A 26,188-nucleotide genomic window follows, 5' to 3' on the forward strand; every position below is an offset into this window, starting at 1 on the left:
GTTCAGCCGCCTGCTAGCTGCCTGCAGCGCGTATATGCTGCGTCAGCCAGCCGCGTAGACGGCGGTAGAGCTGCTCTTGCTGAATATCCAGGTTACCCGGCAGGGCTTTCATCGACACCTGTATGTACGTGGGCAGCTTGGCTCGCTTGCTCGCCTGCAGGCGCTTCAAGGCAGCCGCGCGGTCGGTGGCTTGATCCTTGTAGAAGAAGTCGCCGGTGGCCACGGCCAGCTGTGTGACCATTTCATCCAGTGGCGGCGCGAAGCCGGCAGGTAGCTCGGCCGCCACCATCAGCAGATTCTGCACGTTGTCCGGCTGGCGTTCGCTCAGGTAGCGCGCCGCCCAGTAGGCGCCACTGCCGTGACCGAGGAGGACGATTTCCCTGGCCTGCTGCTGCTGGCTGGCGAAGGCGATGGCGGCATCGATGCGGGCCAGCACCCGTTCGACATGTGCCTGACGCCTTTGCTCTGGGCTGATGGTGCCGCTGTCCGCCGCTTGTGCCGCCTCGTCTACGGTCGCTTCGGGCGGGCTTTCGGCGGCTGGAGTGCTCTCGGTGGTTGCCGTGTCGCCTGGCGGGGCCGCTGTTGCAGCGCTCGCCTGGCGCAGTGGCAGCGGGTCACCGTCCGGGTCCGGCAGTGTCAGGCTCAGACTGTGCCAGCCGGCGTCGGGCAGCTTGCGCCGCAGCGGGCCAATCGCGGCGGCGCCGTCGGCGTTTTCCACATCGCCGGGCAGCAGAATCACCGCACCGCTGGGCTCGCCGACGTTGGCGGGTAGCCACAGGGCGAGAAAAGTGTCGGTGCCGGCCTGCAACATCTGCTGTTCACGTTTGTCCAGACGTTGCTCCAGCGTGTGCGCCTCGCTGACGCTGCGCTCGGGCAGCAGTGGGCGTTCGCTGGAAGTCGATGTTTCGGCCTCGTCGGCTGTCGCGTTCTGGGTGTCCTCGGGCGACTCCTGCGCCCAGCTCGTGGCGGCGAAGAGCAGGCAGAAACCGAGCAGTGCGAGTGAGTGGGGGGGCATCGATGAAGCTCCTTGGGGGCTGCTACAGAGCCTAATGCCGAGCTCCGCTTTTGTCAGGCGATTAGCGCAAGACTGGAGTAAGGTAGGGGATCGCGTCACCGGATTCGCCGTGCATGAACTCCCTTCTCCGTTCCCTCGCCCTCCTGCTGATGCTGGCTGTTTCCTCCGCCTGGGCCGAGAGCACGCGCATGCCCTTGCGCCCCGTTTTCGATGCCGAGCAGCGCGCCTGGCTCAGGGAGCATCCGGTGCTGCGCGTGGGCCTGATTCAGCAGGCGCCCTGGGTACTGCGTGACCAGAACCGACAGTTGACGGGCGCCAATGTCGAACTGATGCAGCGTCTGCTCGAAGGCATGGGTGTCGCCCCCGATTGGCGCTTGTATCCGAATCTGGAAGCCCTGGAGCGTGCCGCCGGTGCAGGCGAGGTGGACCTGGCCCCAGGCCTGCAGCAGACACCGGCTGGCCTGCGCATCTGGCACTACTCCATGCCTTACCTGCGCGTGCCGCATCTGGTGGTCGGCGAGCGCAGCGGCAATGGCGCGGTGGATCTCGACCAACTGCCGCTGGAGCAGAGGGTCGCGTTGCGCATGCCCAGTCAGGCTGCCGAATACCTGGAGCGCACTCATACCAACCTGCGTCTGCACGCGACGACTTCGGAGCGTTCGGCGTTGCTCCTGGTTCTGAATCAGGAAGTCAGCTACGCGGTACTGGATGAAGCGAGCCTCAGCCAGCTGCTGCGCGAGTCACGTTTCTCCAGCCTGAGCATCGTCGGCGACATCGGTCTGCCGCAGCTCCTGCGCCTGGCCACGCGCCGCGATCAGGCACTGTTGTCCGACATCGTCGATCAGACCCTGAAAGCGCTGCCGGCTCGCGAGCTGGAGCAGTTGCGGGAAACCTGGATGCCTCTGCGCTATCCGCAGTCCACTGATTTCGTCGGTTTCTGGAAGACGCTCGCGCTATTTCTCGGCCTGGTGCTGATGCTGGTGGCAACCGCGCTCTATCGGCAAAGGCAGCAGACGCGTTTGCTCGAGCGAGGGCTGCTGGGGGCACGTGGCGAGCTGGATCGTCATCAGCAGGCGGCCGAGGCATTGCGCCTGAGCCAGTTCTCCATCGACCACAGCACGGTGGGCATTCTCTGGGTCAACTGGGACAGTCACCTGCGCTACGCCAACCGCGCCGCCGAACGCATGCTCGGCTACGCCGCCGGCGAGCTGGTGGACAAGCCATTGAGTCAGTTGGAGCCCGGCCTGCACATGGATCGCTGGCTCAACCTGTGGAAGCGCGTGCGCGAGCAGGACGAGGGTTCCCCCAGCTTCGAGGTCGACTGCCTGCGCGCCGACGGCAGCCGCATGCCGGCCGATGTGTCCCTGAGCTTCCTGCGTTATCGCCAGGCCGAGTACCTGGTGGTGTTTCTCAGCGACGTCACCGAGCGCCGTCGGGCGCGTGCGGCGCTGGAGGAGAGCGAGGCACGCTTCAAGGGGATCGCCGGCAACGTGCCCGGCCTGGTGTTTCGCCTGGAGCGCGCCGGGCCGGGAGCGGTGGTCAACTTCGCCTACATCAGCGAGGCCAGTCAGGACATGGTCGGCTGGCCGGCGCACGAGTTGCAGCGCGAGGAGCGCGGTATCCGCAGCCTGGTGCATCCGCAGGATCTGAATAGCTACCTGAACAGCCAGACGCTGGCGCTGGAGGGCGAGAGCGACTGGTACTGGCAGGGGCGCATCCTCACCGCCGAGCAGGAGGTGCTGTGGGCGGACATTCGTACCACCGCGCGTCCGCTGGGCAATGGGCGCGTGGTGTGGGACGGCATCCTCTGGGATATCACCGAGAACAAGCTGGCCGAGCTGGCGCTGGCCGACTCGCGGGCGCGTCTGCGCGAACTGTCGGCGCACCTGGAAAGTGTGCGCGAGGAGGAAAAGGCGCGGATCGCCCGCGAAGTGCATGACGAGCTGGGGCAGGTGCTGACCGTGCTCAAGCTGGAAACGGCGATGTGCGAGCTGGTTTGCGCCGGCCAGATTCCCGAGCTGGACGAGCGCCTCAACAGCATGAAACGCCTGATCGCTCAGTTGTTCCAGCTGGTGCGTGATGTGGCCACGGCGTTGCGCCCGCCGATTCTCGATGCCGGCATTGCCTCGGCCATCGAGTGGCAAGTGCGGCGCTTCGAGGAGCGCACGCAGATTCCTTGTCTGGTCGAGGTACCGGAGCACCTGTCGCACCTGCCGGATGCCCAGGCCATAGGCATGTTCCGCATTCTCCAGGAGGCGCTGACCAACGTGATGCGGCATGCCGGTGCGCACAGCGTCGAAGTGCGCCTGTGGCAGGAAGGGAGCGCCTTGTGTCTGTTGGTCGTCGATGATGGCAAGGGCTTCGATCCGGCGCTGCGCAAACCGGGGCAATCCTTCGGCCTGGTCGGCATGCAGGAGCGCATGCTCATGCTCGGTGGCCAGTTGCAGATTGACAGCCAGCCGGGCGAGGGCACTACGCTGTGTGCGCGCATCAATCTGGAAGAGGAGATCGCAGCGTGATTCGGGTTCTGGTGGCTGAAGACCACACCATCGTGCGGGAAGGCATCAAGCAATTGATCGGTATGGCGCGTGATCTCGAGGTGGCCGGCGAAGCCTGCAATGGCGAGCAACTGATCGAGGTGTTGCGGCGCACGCCTTGCGATGTGGTGCTGCTGGATATCTCCATGCCCGGCGTCAATGGCCTGGAGGCCATCCCGCGCATTCGCGCACTGACCGATGCCCCGGCGATTCTGGTGCTGTCGATGCACGACGAGGCGCAGATGGCGGCGCGTGCGCTCAAGGCCGGGGCTGCCGGCTACGCCACCAAGGACAGCGACCCGGCGCTGCTGATCACCGCGATTCGCAAGGTGGCCGGCGGTGGTCGCTACATCGATCCGGCGCTGGCCGACCGCATGGTCTTCGAGGTCGGCCTGACCGATTCGCGCCCGCCTCATGCGCAACTGTCCGAGCGTGAGTTTTCGGTGTTCGAGCGTCTGGTTCGGGGCGAGGGCGTCAACGATATCGCCTTGCACCTGGCGATCAGCAACAAGACCGTGAGCACGCACAAGGCGCGCCTGATGCAGAAGCTCGGCGCGCATTCGATGGCTGATCTGGTGCGTTACGCCATGGAGCATCGCCTGGTCTGAGCGACCGCTCCTGCAACACGCGGCGGTATGGCCGGCGTAGGGTGGATGACGCTCTTTTTCATCCACCGTGGCGATATGAGTACATCCGCACCGGTGGACATGAAAAGCGATGTCCACCCTACCCACTGGTGCGCACAGCCTCGGCGGCCCCGCGACACCCTACGGGCGTGATGCCCGAGATACCTACTCGGGATTTGTAGGACAATCCCTACACGAGATTCTCCTCGCGCCTGATACCAGCTTGTCATCCCGCCCGATTTTTCAGCCTGTCTCGCCGACCTAATCTTGGGTCATCGGCCTGAGACAAGAACAAGGGTGTGGTGTGATGGCAAACGATGTACTGGTGAGTTTCCGTGGCGTGCAGAAGAGCTATGACGGCGAAACGCTGATCGTCAAAGACCTCAACCTGGATATCCGCAAGGGTGAGTTCCTGACCCTGCTCGGCCCCTCCGGTTCCGGCAAGACCACCAGCCTGATGATGCTGGCCGGTTTCGAGACGCCGACCGCTGGCGAGATCCTGCTCGATGGCCGCTCCCTGAACAAACTGCCGCCGCACAAGCGGGACATCGGCATGGTGTTCCAGAACTACGCGCTGTTTCCGCACATGACCGTGGCCGAGAACCTGGCCTTCCCGCTGAGCGTGCGTGGCATGTCGCGCACCGACATCAGCGAGCGGGTCAAGCGCGCGCTGTCGATGGTACAGCTCGACAGCTTCCGCAACCGCTATCCGGGCCAGCTCTCCGGTGGCCAGCAGCAGCGCGTGGCGCTGGCCCGTGCGTTGGTATTCGAGCCGCAACTGGTGCTGATGGACGAGCCCCTCGGTGCGCTGGACAAGCAACTGCGCGAACACATGCAGATGGAGATCAAGCACCTGCACCAGCGTCTGGGCGTGACCGTGGTCTACGTGACCCACGACCAGGGCGAGGCGCTGACCATGTCCGATCGTGTAGCCGTGTTCCACCAGGGCGAGATCCAGCAGATCGCCCCGCCGCGCGAGCTCTACGAAGCGCCGCACAACACCTTCGTCGCCCAGTTCATCGGTGAGAACAATCGCCTGGCCGGCGAGCTGATCAGCCGCGATGGCGAGCAGTGCGTGGTGCGTCTGGCGCGTGGCGAAGAGATACGCGCCACGGCGGTCAACGTCGGCGCGGTCGGCGAAGCGGTGAGCCTGTCGATTCGCCCCGAGCGCATCCGCTTGAATGGCCACAGCGAAGCCTGTCCGAACCGTTTCTCCGGGCGTATCGCCGAGTTCATCTACCTGGGCGACCACGTGCGTATTCGCATGGAGGTCTGCGGCAGATCCGATTTCTACGTCAAGCAACCCGTGGCCGAGCTCGATCCGGCGCTGACGGTTGGTGACCTGGTTCCGCTCGGCTGGTCTGTCGAGCATGTCCGTGCGCTGGATCCACTCCAAGTCGAGTGAGCCTTTCGCGCAGTGCTTCATCTTTACCCCGTAACACAGAGGAGCTGATAAGAATGACGAAATCCCTGAAGCTCGCGGCGTTGGCCCTGGGCGTTAGCTGTGCCATGCCGGCACTGGCGGTGGATCTGACGGCGGTTTCCTTCGGCGGCGCGAACAAGGCGGCGCAGGTCAAGGCGTTCTACGAACCCTTCGAGAAGGACACCGGCAACAAGGTGCTGGGCGGCGAATACAACGGTGAGATGGCCAAGGTCAAAGCCATGGTCGACACCCGCAGCGTGAGCTGGGACCTGGTGGAGGTGGAGTCGCCGGAGCTGGCTCGTGGTTGCGACGAAGGCCTGTTCGAGGAGCTCGACCCGGCACAGTTCGGCGATCAGGCCAACTTCATCGACGGCGCCATCCAGCCGTGCGGTGTGGGCTTCTTCGTCTGGTCCACGGTGCTGGCCTACAACGCCGACAAACTGAGCGCGGCACCGACCAGTTGGACCGATTTCTGGGACGTGGCGAAATTTCCGGGCAAGCGCGGCCTGCGCAAGGGCGCCAAGTACACCCTGGAGTTCGCCCTGATGGCCGACGGCGTGCCGGTCAAGGACGTGTACAAGGTGCTGGCCACCAAGGAAGGCCAGGATCGTGCGTTCAAGAAGCTCGACGAACTGAAACCCAATATCCAGTGGTGGGAAGCCGGCGCCCAGCCGCCGCAGTACCTGGCCTCCGGCGACGTGGTGATGAGCTCGGCCTACAACGGTCGTATCGCGGCCGTGCAAGCCGAGAGCAACCTGCAAGTGGTGTGGAACGGTGGCATCTACGACTTCGACTCCTGGGCCATCCCGCGTGGCGCCAAGAACGTGGAGCTGGCCAAGGAGTTCATCGCCTACTCGGTCAAGCCCGAAGCGCAGAAGACCTACTCGGAAAACATCGCCTACGGTCCGGCCAACAAGCAGGCCATCGAGTTGCTGGCGCCGGAGCGTCTGAACCTGATGCCGACCACCCCGGAAAACATCGCCAACCAGGTGGCCATCGACGTGACCTTCTGGGCCGACTACGGCGAGCAGCTTGAGCAGCGTTTCAACGCCTGGGCCGCCCGTTAAGCCAGGTGTCGCGTAGCGACGCCTTCCTCGTCCCCTTCTCCTGCGGGAGAAGGTGGCGCATAGCGCCGGATGAGGGGCGGAGCTGCTCAAACGATGTGTGTCGTATCCCCCGATTCTCTGCCGCCTGGTGCGGCCTTAGCTTGCGGAGTTGTCCATGGCCGCCGTACTGCCCGCCAACGATTTGCCAGGGCCGAGCCTGAAGCAGCGTCTGGCTCGTGCCGAGCGTTTCAATCGCCTGAAATCCAAGGCGCTGATCCTGCCGCTGTTGCTGTTTCTCCTGCTGACCTTCCTGCTGCCCATCGGCGCGCTGCTGATGCGCAGCGTCGACAACCCGGAGGTGGTCGGCAGCCTGCCGCGTACCGTCGAGGCGATTGCCGGATGGGATGGTCGTGGTCTGCCGGATGAATCGGTATACCGGGCGATTGCCGGCGATATGCTCGAGGCGCGGCGCAACCAGAGCCTGGGCGATCTGTCCAAGCGCCTGAACATGGAGCTGGCGGGCTTTCGCAGCCTGGTCAGCAGTACCGCACGCAAGCTGCCGCTGCGCGAGGAGCCGGCGTCCTACCAGGAAGCCTTCCTCGAGATGGACGAGCGCTGGGGCGATCCCGCCTACTGGCAGGTGATCCGCCGCAATGCTTCGTCGGTGACGCCGTACTATTTGCTGGCCGCGCTCGATCACCGCATCGACGACCTTGGCGAACTGGCCAAGGCCACGCCGGACCAGGCCATCTACCTGGACATCTTCGCCCGTACCTTCTGGATGAGCCTGGTGATCACCGCCATCTGCCTGGTGCTGGCCTACCCACTGGCTTACCTGCTGGCCAACCTGCCCACGCGGCAAGGCAACCTGCTGATGATCCTGGTGCTGCTACCGTTCTGGACCTCGATCCTGGTGCGGGTCGCGGCCTGGATCGTGTTGCTGCAGTCGGGCGGGCTGATCAACAGCGCGCTGATCTCGCTGGGCATCATCGAGCAGCCGCTGCAACTGGTGTTCAACCGTAGCGGCGTGTACGTGGCCATGGTGCACATCATGCTGCCGTTCATGATCCTGCCGATCTACAGCGTGATGAAGGGTATCTCGCCCAGCTACATGCGTGCGGCGGTGTCGCTCGGCTGCCACCCGTTCGCCAGTTTCTGGCGGGTGTACTTCCCGCAGACCCTGGCCGGTGTCGGCGCCGGTTGCCTGCTGGTGTTCATCCTGTCGATTGGCTACTACATCACCCCGGCGCTGCTGGGCAGCCCGAACGACCAGATGATCAGCTACTTCGTCGCCTTCTACACCAACACCACCATCAACTGGGGCATGGCCACGGCCCTTGGCGGCCTGCTGCTGGCGGCGACCCTGGTGCTCTACGTGGTGTACAGCTGGCTGGTTGGTGCGAGCAAGCTGAGGCTTGCTTGAAAACGGTCTGCGCAGCAGGCCATCTGATGACCCTCTCCCATTCATGGGAGAGGGTGCCCGAAGGGCGGGAGAGGGCGGCTATTAGTTGCGCCCACCCCTCTCCCCTACGCCGGGCGCCCCCAACCCCTCTCCCGCAAGCGGGAGAGGGGAGCTTAAAAAGCTCACTGGAGTAAAACCGCATGCTCAGCCCCTACATGTCACCCGTCGAGCGTCTCTGGTACTACGGCCTGCGCATTCTCTGCGGCCTGGTACTGCTGTTTCTGATCCTGCCGGTGCTGGTGATCGTGCCGCTGTCGTTCAACTCCGGCACCTTTCTGGTCTACCCGCTGCAGGGCTTCTCGCTGCGCTGGTACGAGGACTTCTTCATGTCCGCCGACTGGATGCGCTCGCTGAAGAACAGCCTGATCATCGCTCCGGCCGCGACCATGCTGGCCATGGTCTTCGGCACCCTGGCGGCCATCGGCCTGACCCGTGGCGAGTTTCGCGGCAAGGCGCTGGTGATGAGCCTGCTGATCTCGCCGATGATCGTGCCGGTGGTGATCATCGGTGTGGCCAGCTACCTGTTCTTCGCCCCGTTGGGCATGGGCAACAGTTACCTGTCGCTGATCCTGGTGCATGCCGTGCTCGGCGTGCCGTTCGTGATCATCACCGTGTCGGCCACGCTGCAGGGCTTCAACCACAACCTGGTTCGCGCCGCCGCCAGTCTCGGCGCCTCGCCGCTGACGGCGTTTCGCCGGGTGACCCTGCCGCTGATCGCGCCAGGTGTGATCTCCGGTGCGCTGTTCGCCTTCGCCACCTCCTTCGATGAAGTGGTGGTGACCCTGTTCCTCGCCGGTCCCGAGCAGGCCACCCTGCCGCGGCAGATGTTCAGCGGCATCCGCGAGAACCTGTCGCCAACCATTGCGGCCGCCGCGACCCTGCTGATCGGCTTCTCGGTGTTGCTGCTGCTGACTCTGGAGTGGCTGCGTGGGCGGAGCGAGAAGCTGCGCACTTCGACGCCGGAATAGATCGCCGCAGCTGCAGGTTCAGGGCCTCGCCGGGAAACCGGCGGGGCCTTGCTCGTTTCCGGGCGTAGAATGTGCAGTTTCCCCTGTCGTAACAAGGCGGCCAGATGGACTTCGATGATCCCGGTTTTCGCGAGCTGATCGACGCGTTGCACGATGGCGTCTACATCACCGACGCCGACGGCATCACCCTCAAGGTCAACAGCGCCTATGAGCGCCTGACCGGGCTGCGTGCCGAGGACGTCGTCGGCCAGCACATGCAGGCGCTGGTAGAGCAGGGCGTGATCTCGCAGTCGGTGTCCCTGCGTGTGCTCAAGGAAGGCAAGGCGCTATCGCTGATGCAGAGCGTCAGCCAGGGCAAACGCCTGCTGGTCAGTGGTACGCCGATCTTCGCCGCCGATGGCCGCGTGCGCTACGTGGTCAGCACCGTGCGCGACATGACCGAGCTGCTGCGCATGAAGCACGAGCGCGACGAGCTGCAGCAGCTGAAGCAGTTGCGCAGCAGCACGGCCAGGCTGCATGCCGGGCAGCGTGACGATCTGCTCGATGCCTCGCCAGTCGCCGATCAGCCTGCTTCCGGGCGCGTCTTCATGCAGGCACGGCAGGTCGCCGCCAGCGACGTGAAGGTGCTGCTGCAGGGGGAAACCGGCGTCGGCAAGACCCTGATCGCCCAGTACATCCACAAGAGCAGCCCGCGCGCGGCGCAGCCTTTTCTCGCGCTGAACTGTGGCGCGCTGCCGGAGAACCTGATCGAGGCCGAGCTGTTCGGCTATGTGCCAGGCGCCTTCACCGGCGCCGGCAGCAAGGGCAAGCGTGGTCTGCTCGAGCTGGCGCACCAGGGCACGGTGTTTCTCGATGAGATCGGTGATCTGCCGCTGCCGCTGCAGGTCAAGCTGCTCAAGGTGATCGAGGAGAGTCGCTTCATTCCGGTTGGTGGGCTGGAGTTGAAGGAAGTGGACGTGCGCATCATCACCGCCACCCACCACGACCTGCGTACGATGGTCGCCGAGGGGCGTTTTCGCGCCGACCTCTACTACCGGCTCAACGTCGTGCCGATCCATATTCCGGCCTTGCGCGAGCGGCCCGAGGAAATTCAGCCGCTGCTGGATTTCTACCTGGCCGAGTTTAACCAGCGTTATGGTCGAGCGCTGAGCTGGGAACTCGAAGCGCTCGATGCACTGACCGACTACGCCTGGCCCGGCAACATCCGTGAGCTGATCAATCTGGTCGAGCGCCTGGTGGTCACTGCCAGCGGCGAGCGCATAGAGCTGTTCGACCTGCCGGAGGAGATGCGCATCGCCCGCAGCGACGCCGGCGAAGACGACCTGCTGCCCCTGCGCAAGCAGGTGGAAAACCTTGAGCGGCGCCTCATCCGTCGTGCGCTGATGCAGCACAAGACCACCCGAGAGGCGGCCAAGGTGCTGGGGCTCAGCCAGGCGACGCTGGTGCAGAAGATGAAGCGCTGGGAACAAGGTTGATTGGAAAATGGATCGAAATACACGGCTTTGATTGGTTTTCTGATCAGTTGTGTACTGCGTGGCGCTGTGACAAATCGACGCAAGCCTTCTAGCACGCCGCTTTCGGCGAGCTGGCACAGGAATGGCTATGGCAAGCCCCGAACCCGCTCAGCACAACAACGCATAAGGGGCCTGCTGATGAACACTGCCGCATTCAAGATCGCCAACAAGCTGCTGACCGGCCAGGGTGCCGTGGAGCAACTGGCGCTCGAACTGCCTCGACTGAATATCACCAACCCGCTGATCGTCACCGACGCCATCCTGATCAAGTCCGGTACGGTCGAGCATGTCCTCAAGCAACTCGGCGAGCGCCGCTATGGCATCTTTGATGGTGTCGAGCCGGAGCCGGAGATCGCCATCGTCGAGGCCTGCGCCAAGGTCTATCGCGACGGCGGTCACGATGGTCTGATCGGCGTCGGCGGCGGCAGCGCCATCGATATCGCCAAGGCCGTGGCCGGTTATGTTGGTCATGACGGTGCACTGGAAGAGCTGTTCGGTGTCGATCAGGTCAAGCGCAAAGGCCCGCCGCTGATTGCCATTCCGACCACCGCCGGCACCGGCTCGGAAGTGACCAACGTGTCGATCCTCTCCGACAAGCAGGCCCAGCTGAAGAAGGGCATCGTCAGCGATTACCTGTTGCCCGATGTGGCCCTGGTCAGCCCGCTGATGACCCTGACCTGCCCGCGCGGCGTGACCGCTGCCAGCGGCGTCGATGCATTGGTGCACGCGGTGGAGTCCTACCTATCGGTCAACGCCTCGCCGATCACCGACGCCCTGGCCATTGGTGCGATCAAGCTGATCGCCAGGGCGCTGCCCAAGGCCTACGCCAACCCGGCTGACCTGGTCGCTCGCGAAGACATGGCCACCGCCAGCCTGATGGCCGGCATGGCCTTCGGCAATGCCGGCGTGGGCGCCGTGCATGCGCTGGCCTACCCGCTGGGCGGGCGCTTCAATATCGCTCACGGCGTCAGCAATGCCTTGCTGCTGCCCTACGTGATGGCCTGGAACAAGCTGGCCTGCGTCGAGCGCATGGCCGAGATCGCTGCTGCTCTTGGCGTGCAGACGCATGGCCTGGGCGACAAGGCCGCCGCCGACCTGGCCGTCGAGGCCATGGCCGAGCTGTGCGCCAGCGTCGACATTCCCAAGGGCATGCGCAGCTTCGGTGTACCGGAAGACGCCATCCCGGCCATGGCCGAGGAGGCGAGCAAGATCGACCGCCTGATGCGCAACAATCCGCGGCGCCTGACGGCTGGTGACATCGAACAAATCTACCGCGCTGCCTACTGATCCACGCAACAACCGATGAACAGCCCCGGCCATGTCGGGGCTCGCTGCTTACAACTCTAATAAAGCTGGGTGACTCAAATGTCCGAACTGCATCAACAAGACCTTGGTGTGGAAGCCCCCTACTGGCCGGTGGGGCCATTCAAGGTGCGTCTGCCTTTCATTCATTACCGCTTCGAAATCTCCGACTACATGCAGGGCCTGCTCATGTGTGCGGTGGACCTGGCGGCGATTCCGTTGATGACCGAATTCCTCGGCATGCCTTTCGAGGTGGCGCTGGCGGTGGTCATGCTCAACGGCCTGCTGTATCTGACCCACCACCTGCTGGGCGATCCGGTCGTTCCGGGCTGGATCACCCCGGCGATTCCGCTGTTGATGGCCTACTGCAGCCAGTTCCCGGAGGGCCCGGAGCGGGTGCATGCGCTGATTGCCTTCCAGTTGATGCTCGGGGTGTTCTCGATAGGCCTGGGCATGACGGGCATGGCGCGCAAGGTGGTGTCCCTGGTGCCCTCTGCGCTCAAGGCCGGCATCATCATGGGCGCCGGCCTTAGCGCGGTGGTGACGGTATTCAAGGAAGGCGGCCGCTTCGACAGCTTCCCCTGGACCATTTCCATCGCCGTCGGGATCGCCTTCTATCTGGTGTTCTCCCTTCACTTCCAGGAGCTGAAGAAGCGCAACCGCTTCTGGTGGAACTTCGCCAAGCTGGGCATCTTCCCGATCATTCTGCTGGCGGTGATCGTCGCGCCGATCTTCGGTGAGGCACCCTGGCCCAGCATCGAGTGGGGTATCAGCCAGCCGGACTTCGTCACCCTGTGGAACGAGTACACCGTATTCGGCCTTGGCATGCCGCCGCTGATGATGTTCGTCACCGCCATTCCCACCGTGTTCGCCGCCTATCTGGTGGTGTTCGGTGACGTGCTGGGGGCCAGGGCGATCCTGTCCGAAGCCGACCATGTGCGCAGTGACGAGAAGGTCGACTTCAACCCCAACCGCTCGCACCTGATCTTTGGTGGGCGCAATGCCTTCATGAGCATCTTCGGCCCGGACGTGGCCATGTGTGGCCCGCAGTGGTCGGCCATGCAGGTGGTGATCACCGAACGCTTCAAGGGCGGTGCCCAGGCAATGAAGTCCATCTACGGCGGCGTCGGCTCGTTCCGCTGGGGCACCAACACCGGCCTGTTGCTGCTGCCGGTGGTCACCCTGCTGCAGCCGATTCTCGGTGTGGCGCTGGCGCTGACCCTGCTGATCCAGGGCTACGTCAGCGTGCGCCTGGGCATCATGGAGGCGCGCAGCCAGCGTGATCTGGGCATTGCCGGGGTGATCGGCGCAGTGCTGGCGATCAAGGGCGCCGGCTGGGCCTTCGCCATCGGCGTTGGCCTGTGCGCGCTGATCTATGGGGCAAGGATGTTCCGCGGCGAGAACGACCAGACCTTCACCAAGGACTTGCCGCCCGCCGAGTGAGGCCTTTGCAATCCCCCCATTCAGCCGAGGGGGGAACGCCTCCCTCGGCAGCAGGAGAAAATCATGCAACTGAACGATCCCGATCTGCTGCGCCATCAGGCCTATATCGACGGCCAGTGGTGTGACGCCAGTAATGGCGATGTGACTGAAATCTTCAACCCTGCCAACGGCGAGTCGCTGGGCAGCGTGCCGAACATCGGCGCCGCGCAGACCTGTCAGGCCATCGAGGCGGCGCAGGCTGCCCAGCCCGCCTGGCGTGCGTTGACAGCCAAGGAGCGGGCGGCACGACTGCGCAAATGGCACGAGCTGATGCTGGCCAATCAGGAAGACCTGGCCCGGATCATGACGGCCGAGCAGGGTAAGCCGCTGACCGAGGCGCGCGGTGAGGTGCTTTATGCGGCATCTTTCATCGAATGGTTCGCCGAAGAGGCCAAACGCGTCTACGGCGACACCATTCCCGGTCATCAGGCGGACAAGCGCCTGATCGTGAGCAAGGAACCCATTGGCGTGGCGGCTGCCATCACGCCCTGGAACTTCCCGGCGGCGATGATCACCCGCAAGGCTGGTCCGGCGTTGGCCGCTGGCTGCGCCATGGTGCTCAAACCGGCGCCGCAGACACCGTTCAGCGCGCTGGCGCTGGCGGTGCTGGCCGAGCGTGCGGGGATCCCGGCCGGGCTGTTCAGTGTGCTGCCGGCCGATGCCGAGCGTTCTCGGGACGTCGGTGCCGAGCTGTGCGCCAACCCCATCGTGCGCAAGCTGTCGTTCACCGGCTCCACCGGTGTCGGCATCAAATTGATGGAGCAATGTGCACCGACGCTGAAGAAACTTTCGCTGGAACTCGGTGGCAATGCGCCGTTCATCGTCTTCGAGGATGCCGATCTCGATGCGGCGGTCGAAGGTGCGCTGGTCGCCAAGTACCGCAACGCCGGGCAGACCTGCGTCTGCGCCAATCGCTTGTATGTACACGAGGCTGTCTACGACGCCTTTGCCGAAAAGCTGGCCGCGGCCGTGGCCAGGCTGCGGGTTGGGCCGGGTGATGAAGCAGGCGTCGTCATTGGCCCGCTGATCGATGGCAATGCCGTGGCCAAGGTGCAGGCTCACCTGGCCGATGCGCTGGAGAAGGGCGCCAAGCTGCTGCAGGGCGGCAAGCCGCACGCCTTGGGCGGGCACTTCTTCGAGCCCACGGTCATCACCGGTGTCACGGCGGATATGCGCGTGGCGCGCGAAGAGACCTTCGGCCCGCTGGCGCCGCTGTTCCGCTTCAGTGACGAAGCCGAAGTCGTGCGTCAGGCTAACGACACCGAGTTCGGCCTGGCCGGCTACTTCTATACCCGTGACCTGGGCCGCACCTTCCGTGTAGCCGAGGCGCTGGAGTACGGGATGGTGGGTATCAATACCGGGCTGATTTCCAACGAAGTGGCGCCATTCGGCGGCATGAAATCCTCGGGCCTGGGTCGCGAGGGCTCCAAGTACGGGCTGGATGAGTACCTGGAGATCAAGTACCTCTGCCTGGGTGGTATCTGAGGCCGGCGGCTCCCACGGTGCCTTGAGTAGGGTGGACAACGCGAAGCTTGTCCGCCTTTTGTCATGCAGCGTCGCAGCCGAACCATGGTGGACAAGCCTTCGGCATGTCGCACCCTACGCGAAGCTGGCTTCGGTCGATTGAAGGCTCTACAGCCGCTACAATGCGCGCCCCAGTGCGTAGGGTGGACAACGCGAAGCTTGTCCACCTTTTCTTCATGCTGCGTCGCAGCCGAACCATGGTGGACAAGCCTTCGGCATGTCGCACCCTACGCCAAGCTGGCTTCGGTCGATCGAAGGCGCCACAGCCGTTACAATGCGCGCCACCGTGACCCAAGCCCTTAGAGGTGCGCCATGCAACCCTTCGCCATCGCCCCGTCGATCCTTTCCGCCGACTTCGCCCGCCTGGGTGAGGAAGTGGACAACGTACTCGCCGCCGGTGCGGACATCGTCCACTTCGATGTCATGGACAACCACTACGTGCCCAACCTGACCATCGGCCCGATGGTCTGCTCGGCGCTGCGCAAGTACGGCATTACCGCGCCGATCGACGCGCACCTGATGGTCAAGCCGGTGGATCGCCTCATCGGTGACTTCATCGAGGCCGGCGCCTCCTACATCACCTTCCACCCGGAAGCCTCCGAGCACATCGACCGTTCCCTGCAGCTGATCAAGGCCGGTGGCGCCAAGGCCGGCCTGGTGTTCAACCCGGCCACGCCGCTGGACGTGCTCAAGTACGTGATGGACAAGGTCGACATGATCCTGCTGATGAGCGTCAACCCCGGTTTCGGTGGGCAGAAGTTCATCCCCGGCACCCTCGACAAGCTGCGCGAAGCCCGCGCGCTGATCGATGCCAGTGGCCGCGAGATTCGCCTGGAGATCGACGGCGGCGTCAACGTGCAGAACATTCGCGAGATCGCCGAGGCGGGCGCCGACACCTTCGTTGCCGGTTCGGCCATCTTCAACCAGCCGGACTACAAGGCGGTGATCGATGCCATGCGCGCCGAGCTGGCCCAGGTGCGTGGATGAAACCGCTGCGCGCATTGTGCGGCGGTGAGCTGCCGCGCCTGGTGATGTTCGACCTGGACGGCACGCTGATCGACTCGGTGCCGGACCTGGCCGAAGCGGTCGACCGCATGCTGGTCGAGCTGGGCCGCGCGCCAGCTGGCGTTGAAAAGGTCCGTGACTGGGTCGGCAACGGCGCGCGGGTGCTGGTGCGCCGCGCCCTGGCCGGTGGCCTGGAGCATGCCGCTGTGGGCGAGGCTGAAACCGAGCAGGCGCTGGCGCGCTTTCTCGATATCTATGCCGACTGTCATCACCTGACCGCGTTGTATCCCGGCGTGCACGAGCTGCTCGAAGCGCTGAGCACGGCGGCCGTCGAGCTCGCCGTGGTGACCAACAAACCGGAGCGCTTCGTCGCGCCGTTGCTGGAGCAGGTCGGCCTGGGCGGCTATTTCCGCTGGATCATCGGCGGTGACACCCTGGCGCAGCAGAAGCCCGACCCGGCTGCGCTGTTGCAGGTGATGCGTCTGGCCGGGGTCGAGGCGGCGCAATCGTTGTTCGTCGGCGACTCGCGCAACGACGTGCTGGCCGCGCGCGCTGCCGCGGTGCCCTGCGTCGCCGTGAGTTACGGCTACAACCACGGCCGGCCGATTGCCGAGGAGCGGCCAAGCCTGGTGGTCGATAACCTGGCCGAGTTGTTGTAGGGGCGGGGCAGCTCGCGCGGTATTCATCCACCGACATGACCTTGCCGGTGGACGGGTGAAGCGTCGTCCACCCTACGGCTGAACAGCGATCGCCTTGCCCAGCTTGCAGCGTGTAGCGTGTAGCTGCTAACGTGGCCGCTCTCCTTATTCCCCCGCCTGTCGAGATCGCACCGTGGTGGTTAGCTGCAAACTCTGGATGAAAGTGATCAAGGCTCTGGCCCGTTGGCGCTGGCGCGCCTGATCTCGTCCTGCCGCCGCCGCGCGGCCCGTTTGCACCCGACCGTTTACCCCGAGCCATGAGGCTGATCATGACCCATGAAGAATTCCTGCGTTTAGCCGCTGAAGGCTACAACCGCATTCCGCTTGCCTGCGAAACCATCGCCGACTTCGACACGCCGCTGTCGATCTACCTGAAACTGGCCGATGCGCCCAACTCCTACCTGCTGGAATCCGTGCAGGGCGGCGAGAAGTGGGGCCGCTACTCGATCATCGGCCTGCCGGCGCGCACCGTGCTGCGTGTGCAGGGTCATGAGGTGGTGATCACCACCGACGGCGTCGAGGTCGAGCGCCACGAGTGCGCCGATCCACTGGCCTTCGTCGAGCAGTTCAAGGCGCGCTACAAGGTGCCGACCATCGCCGGGCTGCCGCGTTTCAATGGTGGTCTGGTGGGTTACTTCGCCTACGACAGCGTTCGATACGTGGAGCCCAAGCTCGCTGCCGGGGTCAATCCCGATGCGCTGGGCACGCCGGATATCCTGCTCAACGTCTCCGATGCCGTGGTGGTGTTCGACAACCTGGCGGGCAAGATGCACGCCATCGTGCTGGCTGATCCGGCCGAGGCGCAGGCCTTCGAGCGTGGCCAGGCGCAACTGCAGGAAATCCTGCACAAGCTGCGTCAGCCGTTCACCCCGCGTCTGGGTGTGGATCTGAACAAGCCTGCGGGCGAAGAGCCCGCGTTCCGCTCCAGCTTCAGTCGCGAGGATTACGAGCGCTCGGTCAGCGCCATCAAGGATTACATCCTGGCGGGCGACTGCATGCAGGTGGTGATTTCCCAGCGCATGTCGATTCCGTTCAAGGCGGCGCCCATCGACCTGTACCGCGCACTGCGTTGCATCAATCCGACGCCCTACATGTACTTCTTCAACTTCGGCGATTTCCATGTGGTGGGTTCGTCGCCCGAGGTGCTGGTGCGTGTCGAGGACAATCTGGTCACCGTGCGGCCCATCGCCGGCACCCGCCCGCGCGGTGCCACCGAAGAGGCCGACCTGGCGCTGGAGCAAGACCTGCTGGCCGATGCCAAGGAAGTCGCCGAGCACCTGATGCTGATCGACCTGGGTCGCAACGATACCGGGCGCGTCTCGGAAATCGGCTCGGTGAAACTCACCGAGAAGATGGTCATCGAGCGTTATTCCAACGTCATGCACATCGTTTCCAACGTCACTGGCGAGCTGAAGAAGGGCCTGACTTCGATGGACGCGCTCCGTGCCATCCTGCCGGCCGGCACCCTGTCCGGCGCCCCGAAGATCCGCGCCATGGAGATCATCGACGAGCTGGAACCGGTCAAGCGCGGCGTCTATGGCGGTGCGGTCGGTTACTACGCCTGGAACGGCAACATGGACACCGCGATTGCCATTCGCACGGCGGTGATCAAGGACGGCGAGCTGCACGTGCAGGCCGGCGCCGGCATCGTCGCCGACTCGGTGCCCGCGCTGGAGTGGGAAGAAACCCTGAACAAGCGCCGCGCCATGTTCCGCGCTGTCGCACTCGCCGAACAGACTGCCGTCCAGGCCCAGGAATAAGAGGAGCCGTACCATGCTTTTGATGATCGATAACTACGACTCCTTCACCTACAACGTCGTGCAGTACCTGGGCGAGCTGGGTGCCGACGTGCACGTGATCCGCAACGACGAGCTGAGCATCGCCGAGATCGAGGCTTTGCAGCCCGAGCGCATTGTCGTCTCGCCCGGCCCCTGCACGCCGACCGAGGCCGGTGTGTCCATCGAGTCCATCCTGCATTTCGCCGGCAAGCTGCCGATTCTCGGCGTCTGCCTCGGCCACCAGAGCATCGGCCAGGCCTACGGCGGCGACGTGGTGCGTGCGCGCCAGGTGATGCACGGCAAGACCAGCCCGGTGTTCCATGAGGACAAGGGCGTGTTCGCCGGCCTCAACAACCCGCTCACCGTGACCCGCTATCATTCCCTGGTGGTCAAGCGTGAAACCCTGCCGGATTGCCTGGAAATCACCGCCTGGACCCAGCATGAAGACGGCTCGGTCGACGAGATCATGGGCCTGCGCCACAAGACCCTGAACATCGAGGGCGTGCAGTTCCACCCCGAATCCATCCTCACCGAGCAGGGCCACGAACTGTTCGCCAATTTCCTCAAGCAGACCGGAGGCGTGCGCGCATGAATATCAAGGAAGCCCTGGGCCGCATCGTCACCCAGCTCGATCTGACCACCGAGGAAATGCAGGCGGTGATGCGCGAGATCATGACCGGGCAGTGCACCGACGCGCAGGTCGGCGCCTTCCTCATGGGCATGCGCATGAAGAGCGAGACCATCGACGAGATCGTCGGCGCCGCCAGCGTCATGCGCGAGCTGGCCGCGCCCGTGGTGATCGACGCCGAGCGTCTGGTCGATACCTGCGGCACCGGTGGCGACGGCATGAACATCTTCAACGTCTCCACCGCGGCGGCCTTCGTCGTCGCGGCGGCTGGCGGCAAGGTGGCCAAGCACGGCAACCGCGCAGTCTCCGGCAAGAGTGGCAGTGCCGATCTGCTGGAAGCCGCCGGCGTCTACCTGGGGCTCAAGCCCGAGCAGGTAGCGCGCTGTGTCGAGAGCGTCGGCGTCGGCTTCATGTTCGCCCCCTCGCATCACGGCGCGATGAAGCACGCCATCGGCCCGCGCCGCGAGCTGGGCCTGCGCACCCTCTTCAACATGCTTGGCCCGATGACCAACCCGGCAGGCGCCAAGCATCAGGTCATCGGCGTATTCAGCCAGGCGCTGTGCCGCCCCATGGCCGAAGTGCTGCAGCGCCTGGGCAGCGAGCACGTATTGGTGGTACACGCGCAGGATGGCCTGGACGAGATCAGCCTGGCCGCGCCGACCTTCATCGCCGAGCTGAAAAATGGCGTGGTCAGCGAGTACCGCATCCAGCCTGAGGATTTCGGCATCAAGAGTCAGAGCCTGATCGGCCTGACCGTCGACAACGCCGAGCAGTCGCTGGCGCTGATCCACGATGCCCTCGGCCGGCGCAAGACCGACAACGGCCAGAAGGCCGCCGACATGATCGTGCTCAACGCTGGCGCGGCGCTCTATGCTGCTGACCATGCCAGCAGCCTGCGCGAAGGTATGCAACTGGCGCATGACGCCCTGCACACCGGCCTGGCGCGCGAGAAGCTGGAAGAGCTGGTGTCCTTTACCGCGGTATTCAAACAGGAGAACGAAGGGTGAGCGTGCCAACCGTACTGGAGAAGATCGTCGCCCGTAAGTTCGAGGAAGTCGCGGCCCGTCGCGCTCAGGTCAGCCTGGCCGAGGTCGAGGCTGCTGCGCGCAGTGCCGACGCACCGCGTGGCTTTGCCCGCGCGCTGCTCGAACAGGCTGCACGCAAGCAGCCGGCCGTGATCGCCGAGATCAAGAAGGCCTCGCCGAGCAAGGGCGTGCTGCGCGCCGACTTCGTGCCGGCGGATATCGCACGCAGTTACGAAGCGGGCGGCGCCACCTGCCTGTCGGTGTTGACCGATATCGATTTCTTCCAGGGCGCCGACCAGTACCTGCAGCAGGCGCGCGCCGCCTGCGCGCTACCGGTGATCCGCAAGGACTTCATGGTCGATCCCTACCAGATCGTCGAAGCGCGTGCGCTGGGCGCCGACTGCGTGCTGTTGATCGTGTCCTGCCTGGATGACGTGCGCATGGCCGAGCTGGCGTCGGTGGCCAAGGACGTCGGTCTCGACGTGCTGGTCGAGGTGCATGACGGCGCCGAGCTGGAGCGTGCGCTGAAAACGTTGGATACCCCGCTGGTGGGGATCAACAACCGTAACCTGCACACCTTCGATGTCAGCCTGGAAACCACCCTCGACCTGCTGCCGCGTATTCCGCGTGATCGCCTGGTGGTGACCGAGAGCGGCATTCTCAATCGCGCCGATGTCGAGCTGATGGAGATCAACCAGGTCTATGCCTTCCTGGTCGGTGAAGCCTTCATGCGTGCGGAAAGTCCGGGCAGCGAATTGCAGCGTCTGTTCTTTCCCGAGCGCGGGCGACCAGCCGTGATCGGTACCGACCCCGAATAGCACGCATAAAAAAGCCGGCAATCAAGCCGGCTTTTTTATGGAGACAGGTTCAGCGCGTGCCGAAGACCACCATGGTCTTGCCTTTGACGTGCACCAGGCCCTGTTCTTCCAGGGACTTGAGCACTCGGCCGACCATCTCGCGGGAACAGCCGACGATGCGACCGATTTCCTGACGGGTGATCTTGATCTGCATGCCATCCGGGTGGGTCATGGCGTCCGGCTGCTTGCACAGGTCGAGCAGGGTGCGGGCAACACGGCCAGTGACATCGAGGAAGGCCAGGTCGCCGACCTTGCGCGTGGTATTGCGCAGGCGCTCGGCCATCTGGCTGCCGAGAGCGAAGAGGATTTCGGGGTCTTGCTGGGTCAGCTCACGGAACTTGGCGTAGCTGATTTCCGCTACTTCGCATTCGGTCTTGGCGCGAACCCAGGCGCTGCGTTCCTTCTCCGAGCCATCCTTCTCGAACAGGCCCATCTCGCCGAAAAAGTCGCCGGAGTTGAGGTAGGCGATGATCATTTCACGGCCATCGTCATCCTCGATCAGGATGGTGACCGAGCCCTTGACGATGAAGAACAGGGTTTCGCAGCGATCACCTGCGTAGATGATGGTGCTTTTGGCGGTGTAACGACGGCGATGACAATGCGCGAGAAGCTTGTCGAGGTTCTTGATCTTTGGTGTAAGGGTAATAGCAACCATGCCCGAGTCCCGAATATGAAAAGTGAAGGCCTTTGTCCAACGGCAATTTCTTATTTGTTATCCGGCCAAGTGTGACAGCATTCCGACGCCAGCTTAACAGACATACTATGACCGAGGAGTTTTTTGCGACCTGGGTAACGTTCCGGTGTGGAACTTTCGCGCATTCGGCGCACATCGGATTGCCGCCTGCCTGTGATAATCTGCCGAACTTTTCCACTCTGGGAGCCAATATCGATGAAAGCGCGTGTGCAATGGGCCGGTGAAGCTCTGTTCCTCGGCGAGTCCGGTAGTGGCCATGCCGTGGTGATGGACGGTCCGCCCGATGCCGGTGGCCGTAACCTCGGTATTCGGCCGATGGAGATGCTGCTGATCGGCCTCGGTGGCTGCAGCAACTTCGATGTGGTCAGCATTCTGCGCAAGGGTCGCCAGCCGGTAGAAAGCTGCGAGGTGTTCCTCGACGCCGAGCGCGCAGACGAGGAGCCCAAGGTGTTCACCAAGATCCACCTGCACTTCGTGGTCAAGGGGCGTGGGCTGAAAGAGGCTCAGGTGAAGCGGGCGGTGGAGCTGTCGGCGGAGAAGTACTGCTCGGCCTCGATCATGCTGGGTCGTGCCGGCGTGGACATCAGCCACGATTACGAAATCGTCGAGCTGGGCTGAGGTTTGCTGGAAGTAACGAGGGCGCCGATTGGCGCCCTCGTTCGTTTCAGATGCGGTAGGTGCTCTTGGTCATGACCTGCGACAGCAAGGTCATGCCGAACTTGATCGGCGCCGGAAAGCGCACACCGCCTGCCGCCAGGGCGCTGTTGGCGTGCTCCTGTTCGTCGATGCGCATCTGCTCGAGGATGGCGCGCGACCTGGTGTCGTGCTCGGGCAGTTGCTCCAGGTGCTCGTCCAGATGCTTGCACACCTGATCTTCTGTGGCAGCGACGAAGCCCAGGCTGACGCGATCACTGACCAGTCCGGCAACGGCGCCAACACCGAAGGACAGACCGTAGAACAGCGGGTTGAGCACGCTGGGCTGGCTGCCCAGTTCACGAATGCGCTGTTCGCACCAGGCCAGGTGGTCGATTTCCTCATCGGCCGCATGCTCCATGGCGCTGCGCACTTGCGGGAGTTTGGCGGTCAGCGCCTGGCCCTGATAGAGCGCCTGGGCGCACACTTCTCCGGTGTGATTGATGCGCATCAGGCCGGCGACGTGGCGCGACTCCTCGCTGCTCAGCTCGGTTTCGTTGTGCACGATGGCAGGCGATGGGCGACCCGACGCACCGCTGAATGGCAGCAGTGTGCGCAGCGCGGCATCGGCTTGCAGCAGCAGGCGGTCGACGGGGGAATACTGGCGTTCGCTGGCCATGGGGCACCTCCAGAAGTAACAACGGCACTAGTTTACTGCAAAGTCGCCAGGTCGTCCGCGCTCAAGGCAGCTCGCGCAACACGCGAAACCCCAGGGCATAGTCGCGATGATGCGGTTGCTTGAGGTCGCGCATGCTGCTGCGCAGGTATGTCGGGCCGCTGTTCCAGGCGCCGCCGCGCACCACGCGAGGGCTGCTGTCGAGCAGGCCGGCGCTTTGCGTTTCGCTGCCGTCGAAGCGCTGGGTGAAGTTCGAGGCCGTCCACTCCCAGACATTGCCAGCGGTGTCGTGCAAGCCGAAGCCATTGGCCGGGAACTGGCCGACGGCTGCCGTCTTGTTGCGCAGCAGACGCGAGCTGGCGCAACCTCGGCAGTGAGCGCGCGGCGCCTGCTCATCGCTGTCGAGTTGCTCGCCCCACCAGTAGTAGCTCTGGCTGCCACCTCGTGCGGCATATTCCCACTCGGCTTCGGTCGGCAGGCGATAGCGCGCACCCGTCTCGCGTGACAGCCACTGGGTGTAGGCGTGAGCGTCCCGCCAGGACACATGAATCACCGGGCGTTGCGCCGACAGGCCCCAGCCCTCGTTGTCAGGCATGGGCAGCTCGTTGGCGTCGGCGTACTTCTGCCAGTCGGCGAAGGTGACTTCGTAGCGGCCGATGGCGAAGGCTTGATCGAAGGCAATCGATCGTTGCGGGCGCTCGTTGTCGTTGCCGCGCCCGCTGGCATCGCCAATGCGCAACTCGCCCGCCGGAATGACCACCATTTCGGGCCCCAGGGCGCCACCGGGCAGCGGGTCGCTGATGGTTTCGCTGGCGACGGCCGGCAGGTTGACCAGCAGGCCGGCTGCGATGGCCATCGATACTGTGACGCGACGCGCTTTCAGCACTTGCATGACGTGATGCCTCCGGCGACGATCTGCGTGTTCAGGCGGTCCATGCTGCAAGTTCTCGATTCTGTGAAACCGCGGATGGTAACCCTGCGTGCCTGGCTGGCCAAATCTCACAAGGAGCCGGTGTTGAAGAACGATATTCATGATCTTGGACTGGTGCTGGATTCCAAGGTCAAGCTGGTGGTGATCGAGTCCTGGGACGAGTTGCGCGTGCTGGAAACCCTCACCGGGCTGGCGGTCAAGCGCGGTCTTGGCCTGCACACCTGGTCGGTGACCGAGGGCTTGCAGCGTCTGGGCTTCGGCGGCGCAGCGGTGGACGAGTCTGCGACCCTCGAGCCCGAAGCGGCGCTGCGCATGATCAAGGCCGATCTGCAGCCGAACCTCTACGTGATGTGCGACCTGCATCCCTTTATCGATGACAACCCCAGGCTGGTGCGCCTGCTCAAGGAAATCGCCATGAGCGAGGCGGCGCACAAGCCGACGTTGGTGCTGGTGTCGCATGCGCTCAAGCTGCCTGCCGAAGTGCAGCGTTTCGCGGCGCGCTTCAGTCTCGCGCTGCCGTCGGAAGACGAGCTGCTGGGCATCGTGCGTGATGAGGCGACGCGATGGAGCGAAGGCAATCGCGGCGCGCGCGTGCGTACCGACAACCGTACCCTGCAGCAGGTGGTGAAGAACCTGCGCGGCCTCAGCCACGCCGAGGCACGCGCGCTGGCGCGCAACGTGATCTGCGATGACGGTGCGATCACCCAGGAAGACATCCCCGAGCTGAACAAGACCAAGTTCCAGCTGCTGGATCTGGAGGGCGTGCTCAGCTTCGAATACGACACCGCACGCTTCGCCGAAGTCGGCGGGCTGGTCAATCTCAAGCGCTGGCTGGCCGAACGCCAGGCCGGCTTTATCGAGGGCAAGCTTCTGGATGCGCCGAAAGGCGTGATGCTGGTCGGCGTACAGGGCGGGGGCAAGAGCCTGGCGGCCAAGGCCGTTGCCGGACTCTGGGGCTTGCCGCTGCTGCGCCTGGATTTTGCCTGCCTGTACAACAAGTTCTTCGGCGAGACCGAGCGCAACCTGCGCGAGGCGCTGCGTCTGGCCGAACAGATGGCGCCCTGCGTGCTGTGGATGGACGAGGTGGAGAAGGGCCTTGCCAGTGGCGACCACGATGGCGGCGTGAGCCAGCGCGTGCTCGGCACCCTGCTGACCTGGATGGCCGAGCGCAAGGCGCCAGTGTTCGTGGTGGCCACAGCCAATGCCATCGACCGTCTGCCGCCCGAACTGGTGCGCAAGGGGCGCTTCGACGAGCTGTTCTTCGTCGACCTGCCCAGTGCCGAGGTGCGGGCCGACATCTTCCGTATTCACCTGCAACGCCGTGAACTGGAACCCGGCGGCTTCGATCTTGTGCAACTGGCTGCTGCCAGTGAGGGCTACTCCGGCGCCGAGATCGAGCAGGCAGTGGTCAGCGCGCTGTACGCGGGTCAGGCGCAGCAGCAGGCGGTCGATCAGGGGTTGTTGCTGCGCGCGCTGCAGAGCACGGCGCCGTTGTCGGTGGTCATGGCCGAGCGCTTGACGGCGTTGCGCGAGTGGGCCGATGGGCGCACGGTCAACGCCGGCTGAACCTGCTCAGGCGCCGGTGAAGGGGCGGGTCAGTCGACCACTGAGCTTGCGCACCAGCCAGCGCGGGGCGAGGCGCGGACTCAGGGCCAGCAGACGGTTGCGCCAGCCGGGAATGATGATGGCGCGGTTCTTTTCCAGCGCGCGAACGCTGATCAGCGCGACTTCTTCGGCGCTCATCATCAGCTTGCTGCCGGCAATCCGCGTGACGTCCATCTGCGCCGCACGGAAGAAGGCGCTGCGGGTCGGGCCGGGGCACAGTACTGATACACGCACGCCTCGGCCTCTCAGCTCTTCGCGCAAACCCTCGGAAAAGTTCAGCACATAGGCCTTGCTGGCGTAGTAGCTGCTCATCCAGGGGCCGGGCTGGAAGGCCGAGACCGAGGCGACGTTGAGGATCTGCCCGCTGCCGTGCTCGGCCATGCGCTGACCGAGTGCGTGACACAGGCGAGTCAGCGCCAGCACGTTGACTTCCAGCTGCTCCAGCTCGCGACTCCAGTCCTGCTCCAGGAACGGACCGGCGCAGCCGAGGCCGGCGTTGTTCACCAGCAGATCGACATGCCACTGGCCTTCTTCCAGCTCCAGCAGCAGGCCGGACACTTGCAGCGGCTCGCTCAGGTCGCAGAGACGAAACAGCACGTCGACGCCGAAGCGTTGCGCCAACTCGCAGGCGATGCTTTCCAGCGCATCACGCTGGCGCGCTACCAAAATCAGGTTGCGCCCACGGCGTGCCAGGGCTTCGGCCAATGCCAGGCCAATGCCGCTGGACGCGCCGGTGATCAGTGCATAGCTGCGCATGGT

Annotated in this window: 23 protein-coding genes; 18 read left to right on the top strand and 5 right to left on the bottom strand. The window is 64.4% G+C overall.

The features are described 5' to 3' along the window. Positions 1-13: 13 nt before the first annotated feature. On the bottom strand, positions 14-1,015 hold the full coding sequence (locus tag ACN0X6_RS11000) for an alpha/beta hydrolase family protein (RefSeq protein WP_417703886.1): 1,002 nt from the start codon (positions 1,013-1,015) through the stop codon (positions 14-16). 113 nt (positions 1,016-1,128) lie between these two features. Between ACN0X6_RS11000 and ACN0X6_RS11005 the strand changes: the two genes are divergently transcribed. From ACN0X6_RS11005 to trpC, 16 genes are all read left to right on the top strand, one after another. After that, the gene (locus ACN0X6_RS11005; protein WP_417703888.1) at positions 1,129-3,534 is read left to right on the top strand and encodes a PAS domain S-box protein; all 2,406 of its coding nucleotides are present in this window, start codon (positions 1,129-1,131) and stop codon (positions 3,532-3,534) included. Beyond that, the gene (locus ACN0X6_RS11010; RefSeq protein WP_179526596.1) at positions 3,531-4,160 is read left to right on the top strand and encodes a response regulator transcription factor; all 630 of its coding nucleotides are present in this window, start codon (positions 3,531-3,533) and stop codon (positions 4,158-4,160) included. Before ACN0X6_RS11005 ends, ACN0X6_RS11010 begins: the two co-directional genes overlap by 4 nt. Positions 4,161-4,485: 325 nt before the next feature. Then, positions 4,486-5,583 (top strand): ABC transporter ATP-binding protein, encoded by a 1,098-nt coding sequence (locus ACN0X6_RS11015; RefSeq protein ID WP_417703890.1) that lies wholly within the window; start codon positions 4,486-4,488, stop codon positions 5,581-5,583. Between the two features lie 53 nt (positions 5,584-5,636). Continuing rightward, positions 5,637-6,668 carry an ABC transporter substrate-binding protein gene (locus tag ACN0X6_RS11020; RefSeq protein WP_417703892.1) on the top strand — a complete coding sequence of 344 codons (1,032 nt, stop codon included), beginning with the start codon at positions 5,637-5,639 and terminating at the stop codon, positions 6,666-6,668. A 154-nt stretch (positions 6,669-6,822) separates the two neighbouring features. Further along, positions 6,823-8,070 (top strand): ABC transporter permease, encoded by a 1,248-nt coding sequence (locus tag ACN0X6_RS11025; protein WP_417703894.1) that lies wholly within the window; start codon positions 6,823-6,825, stop codon positions 8,068-8,070. Between the two features lie 179 nt (positions 8,071-8,249). Beyond that, complete coding sequence (locus tag ACN0X6_RS11030; RefSeq protein WP_099525820.1) at positions 8,250-9,077, top strand: ABC transporter permease; 828 nt, start codon at positions 8,250-8,252, stop codon at positions 9,075-9,077. 104 nt (positions 9,078-9,181) lie between these two features. Further along, a complete protein-coding gene (locus tag ACN0X6_RS11035; protein WP_417703896.1) occupies positions 9,182-10,552 on the top strand; it encodes a sigma-54 interaction domain-containing protein in 1,371 nt (456 codons plus the stop codon). Positions 10,553-10,729: 177 nt separating this feature from the next. Beyond that, positions 10,730-11,878: an iron-containing alcohol dehydrogenase gene (locus tag ACN0X6_RS11040; protein ID WP_417703898.1), complete on the top strand. Its 1,149-nt coding sequence runs from the start codon at positions 10,730-10,732 to the stop codon at positions 11,876-11,878. A 78-nt stretch (positions 11,879-11,956) separates the two neighbouring features. Beyond that, entirely contained in the window at positions 11,957-13,336 is a 1,380-nt protein-coding gene (locus ACN0X6_RS11045; protein ID WP_417703900.1) for a hypothetical protein, read from the top strand. Positions 13,337-13,399: 63 nt separating this feature from the next. Next, positions 13,400-14,860: an NADP-dependent succinate-semialdehyde dehydrogenase gene (gene gabD / locus ACN0X6_RS11050; RefSeq protein WP_417703901.1), complete on the top strand. Its 1,461-nt coding sequence runs from the start codon at positions 13,400-13,402 to the stop codon at positions 14,858-14,860. Between the two features lie 351 nt (positions 14,861-15,211). Then, positions 15,212-15,886, top strand: coding sequence for a ribulose-phosphate 3-epimerase (rpe, locus tag ACN0X6_RS11055; RefSeq protein WP_417703903.1), 675 nt, complete (start codon positions 15,212-15,214; stop codon positions 15,884-15,886). Continuing rightward, positions 15,883-16,563, top strand: coding sequence for a phosphoglycolate phosphatase (locus ACN0X6_RS11060; RefSeq protein WP_417703905.1), 681 nt, complete (start codon positions 15,883-15,885; stop codon positions 16,561-16,563). The genes rpe and ACN0X6_RS11060 overlap by 4 nt, the downstream gene beginning before the upstream one ends. Before the next feature lie 308 nt (positions 16,564-16,871). Next, positions 16,872-18,362, top strand: coding sequence for an anthranilate synthase component I (gene trpE / locus ACN0X6_RS11065; protein ID WP_417703906.1), 1,491 nt, complete (start codon positions 16,872-16,874; stop codon positions 18,360-18,362). Positions 18,363-18,375: 13 nt separating this feature from the next. Further along, on the top strand, positions 18,376-18,972 hold the full coding sequence (locus tag ACN0X6_RS11070) for an aminodeoxychorismate/anthranilate synthase component II (RefSeq protein ID WP_417703907.1): 597 nt from the start codon (positions 18,376-18,378) through the stop codon (positions 18,970-18,972). Next, a complete protein-coding gene (gene trpD, locus ACN0X6_RS11075) occupies positions 18,969-20,015 on the top strand; it encodes an anthranilate phosphoribosyltransferase (RefSeq protein ID WP_417703909.1) in 1,047 nt (348 codons plus the stop codon). The genes ACN0X6_RS11070 and trpD overlap by 4 nt, the downstream gene beginning before the upstream one ends. After that, complete coding sequence (gene trpC, locus ACN0X6_RS11080) at positions 20,012-20,851, top strand: indole-3-glycerol phosphate synthase TrpC (RefSeq protein WP_417703910.1); 840 nt, start codon at positions 20,012-20,014, stop codon at positions 20,849-20,851. The genes trpD and trpC overlap by 4 nt, the downstream gene beginning before the upstream one ends. A 49-nt stretch (positions 20,852-20,900) precedes the next feature. On the opposite strand, the gene crp is transcribed toward trpC, so the two are convergent. Further along, a complete protein-coding gene (gene crp, locus ACN0X6_RS11085) occupies positions 20,901-21,545 on the bottom strand; it encodes a cAMP-activated global transcriptional regulator CRP (RefSeq protein WP_017675648.1) in 645 nt (214 codons plus the stop codon). Between the two features lie 234 nt (positions 21,546-21,779). On the opposite strand from crp, the gene ACN0X6_RS11090 reads away from it, so the two are divergent. Continuing rightward, positions 21,780-22,202 carry an OsmC family protein gene (locus ACN0X6_RS11090; protein ID WP_003463479.1) on the top strand — a complete coding sequence of 141 codons (423 nt, stop codon included), beginning with the start codon at positions 21,780-21,782 and terminating at the stop codon, positions 22,200-22,202. Between the two features lie 46 nt (positions 22,203-22,248). Here the strand turns inward: ACN0X6_RS11090 and coq7 are convergent, their stop codons facing one another. Both coq7 and ACN0X6_RS11100 read right to left on the bottom strand, forming a co-directional pair. After that, positions 22,249-22,896 carry a 2-polyprenyl-3-methyl-6-methoxy-1,4-benzoquinone monooxygenase gene (coq7, locus tag ACN0X6_RS11095; RefSeq protein WP_417703913.1) on the bottom strand — a complete coding sequence of 216 codons (648 nt, stop codon included), beginning with the start codon at positions 22,894-22,896 and terminating at the stop codon, positions 22,249-22,251. 61 nt (positions 22,897-22,957) lie between these two features. Beyond that, a complete protein-coding gene (locus ACN0X6_RS11100) occupies positions 22,958-23,785 on the bottom strand; it encodes a formylglycine-generating enzyme family protein (RefSeq protein WP_417703914.1) in 828 nt (275 codons plus the stop codon). 123 nt (positions 23,786-23,908) lie between these two features. Between ACN0X6_RS11100 and ACN0X6_RS11105 the strand changes: the two genes are divergently transcribed. Next, positions 23,909-25,390: an AAA family ATPase gene (locus ACN0X6_RS11105; protein WP_417703940.1), complete on the top strand. Its 1,482-nt coding sequence runs from the start codon at positions 23,909-23,911 to the stop codon at positions 25,388-25,390. A 6-nt stretch (positions 25,391-25,396) separates the two neighbouring features. Here the strand turns inward: ACN0X6_RS11105 and ACN0X6_RS11110 are convergent, their stop codons facing one another. Then, a complete protein-coding gene (locus tag ACN0X6_RS11110; RefSeq protein ID WP_417703915.1) occupies positions 25,397-26,185 on the bottom strand; it encodes an SDR family NAD(P)-dependent oxidoreductase in 789 nt (262 codons plus the stop codon). Positions 26,186-26,188 lie beyond the last annotated feature (3 nt).

It is taken from the genome of Pseudomonas sp. (assembly GCF_048269965.1).
Lineage (GTDB): Bacteria > Pseudomonadota > Gammaproteobacteria > Pseudomonadales > Pseudomonadaceae > Aquipseudomonas.

What these genes read in the sequence shown, in the direction of transcription:
- ACN0X6_RS11000 (WP_417703886.1), bottom strand. Translation starts at nt 1,015, where the DNA reads ATGCCCCCCCACTCACTCGCACTGCTCGGTTTCTGCCTGCTCTTCGCC.
- ACN0X6_RS11005 (WP_417703888.1), top strand. Translation starts at nt 1,129, where the DNA reads ATGAACTCCCTTCTCCGTTCCCTCGCCCTCCTGCTGATGCTGGCTGTT.
- ACN0X6_RS11015 (WP_417703890.1), top strand. Translation starts at nt 4,486, where the DNA reads ATGGCAAACGATGTACTGGTGAGTTTCCGTGGCGTGCAGAAGAGCTAT.
- ACN0X6_RS11020 (WP_417703892.1), top strand. Translation starts at nt 5,637, where the DNA reads ATGACGAAATCCCTGAAGCTCGCGGCGTTGGCCCTGGGCGTTAGCTGT.
- ACN0X6_RS11025 (WP_417703894.1), top strand. Translation starts at nt 6,823, where the DNA reads ATGGCCGCCGTACTGCCCGCCAACGATTTGCCAGGGCCGAGCCTGAAG.
- ACN0X6_RS11030 (WP_099525820.1), top strand. Translation starts at nt 8,250, where the DNA reads ATGCTCAGCCCCTACATGTCACCCGTCGAGCGTCTCTGGTACTACGGC.
- ACN0X6_RS11035 (WP_417703896.1), top strand. Translation starts at nt 9,182, where the DNA reads ATGGACTTCGATGATCCCGGTTTTCGCGAGCTGATCGACGCGTTGCAC.
- ACN0X6_RS11040 (WP_417703898.1), top strand. Translation starts at nt 10,730, where the DNA reads ATGAACACTGCCGCATTCAAGATCGCCAACAAGCTGCTGACCGGCCAG.
- ACN0X6_RS11045 (WP_417703900.1), top strand. Translation starts at nt 11,957, where the DNA reads ATGTCCGAACTGCATCAACAAGACCTTGGTGTGGAAGCCCCCTACTGG.
- gabD (WP_417703901.1), top strand. Translation starts at nt 13,400, where the DNA reads ATGCAACTGAACGATCCCGATCTGCTGCGCCATCAGGCCTATATCGAC.
- rpe (WP_417703903.1), top strand. Translation starts at nt 15,212, where the DNA reads ATGCAACCCTTCGCCATCGCCCCGTCGATCCTTTCCGCCGACTTCGCC.
- ACN0X6_RS11060 (WP_417703905.1), top strand. Translation starts at nt 15,883, where the DNA reads ATGAAACCGCTGCGCGCATTGTGCGGCGGTGAGCTGCCGCGCCTGGTG.
- trpE (WP_417703906.1), top strand. Translation starts at nt 16,872, where the DNA reads ATGACCCATGAAGAATTCCTGCGTTTAGCCGCTGAAGGCTACAACCGC.
- ACN0X6_RS11070 (WP_417703907.1), top strand. Translation starts at nt 18,376, where the DNA reads ATGCTTTTGATGATCGATAACTACGACTCCTTCACCTACAACGTCGTG.
- trpD (WP_417703909.1), top strand. Translation starts at nt 18,969, where the DNA reads ATGAATATCAAGGAAGCCCTGGGCCGCATCGTCACCCAGCTCGATCTG.
- crp (WP_017675648.1), bottom strand. Translation starts at nt 21,545, where the DNA reads ATGGTTGCTATTACCCTTACACCAAAGATCAAGAACCTCGACAAGCTT.
- ACN0X6_RS11090 (WP_003463479.1), top strand. Translation starts at nt 21,780, where the DNA reads ATGAAAGCGCGTGTGCAATGGGCCGGTGAAGCTCTGTTCCTCGGCGAG.
- coq7 (WP_417703913.1), bottom strand. Translation starts at nt 22,896, where the DNA reads ATGGCCAGCGAACGCCAGTATTCCCCCGTCGACCGCCTGCTGCTGCAA.
- ACN0X6_RS11100 (WP_417703914.1), bottom strand. Translation starts at nt 23,785, where the DNA reads ATGCAAGTGCTGAAAGCGCGTCGCGTCACAGTATCGATGGCCATCGCA.
- ACN0X6_RS11110 (WP_417703915.1), bottom strand. Translation starts at nt 26,185, where the DNA reads ATGCGCAGCTATGCACTGATCACCGGCGCGTCCAGCGGCATTGGCCTG.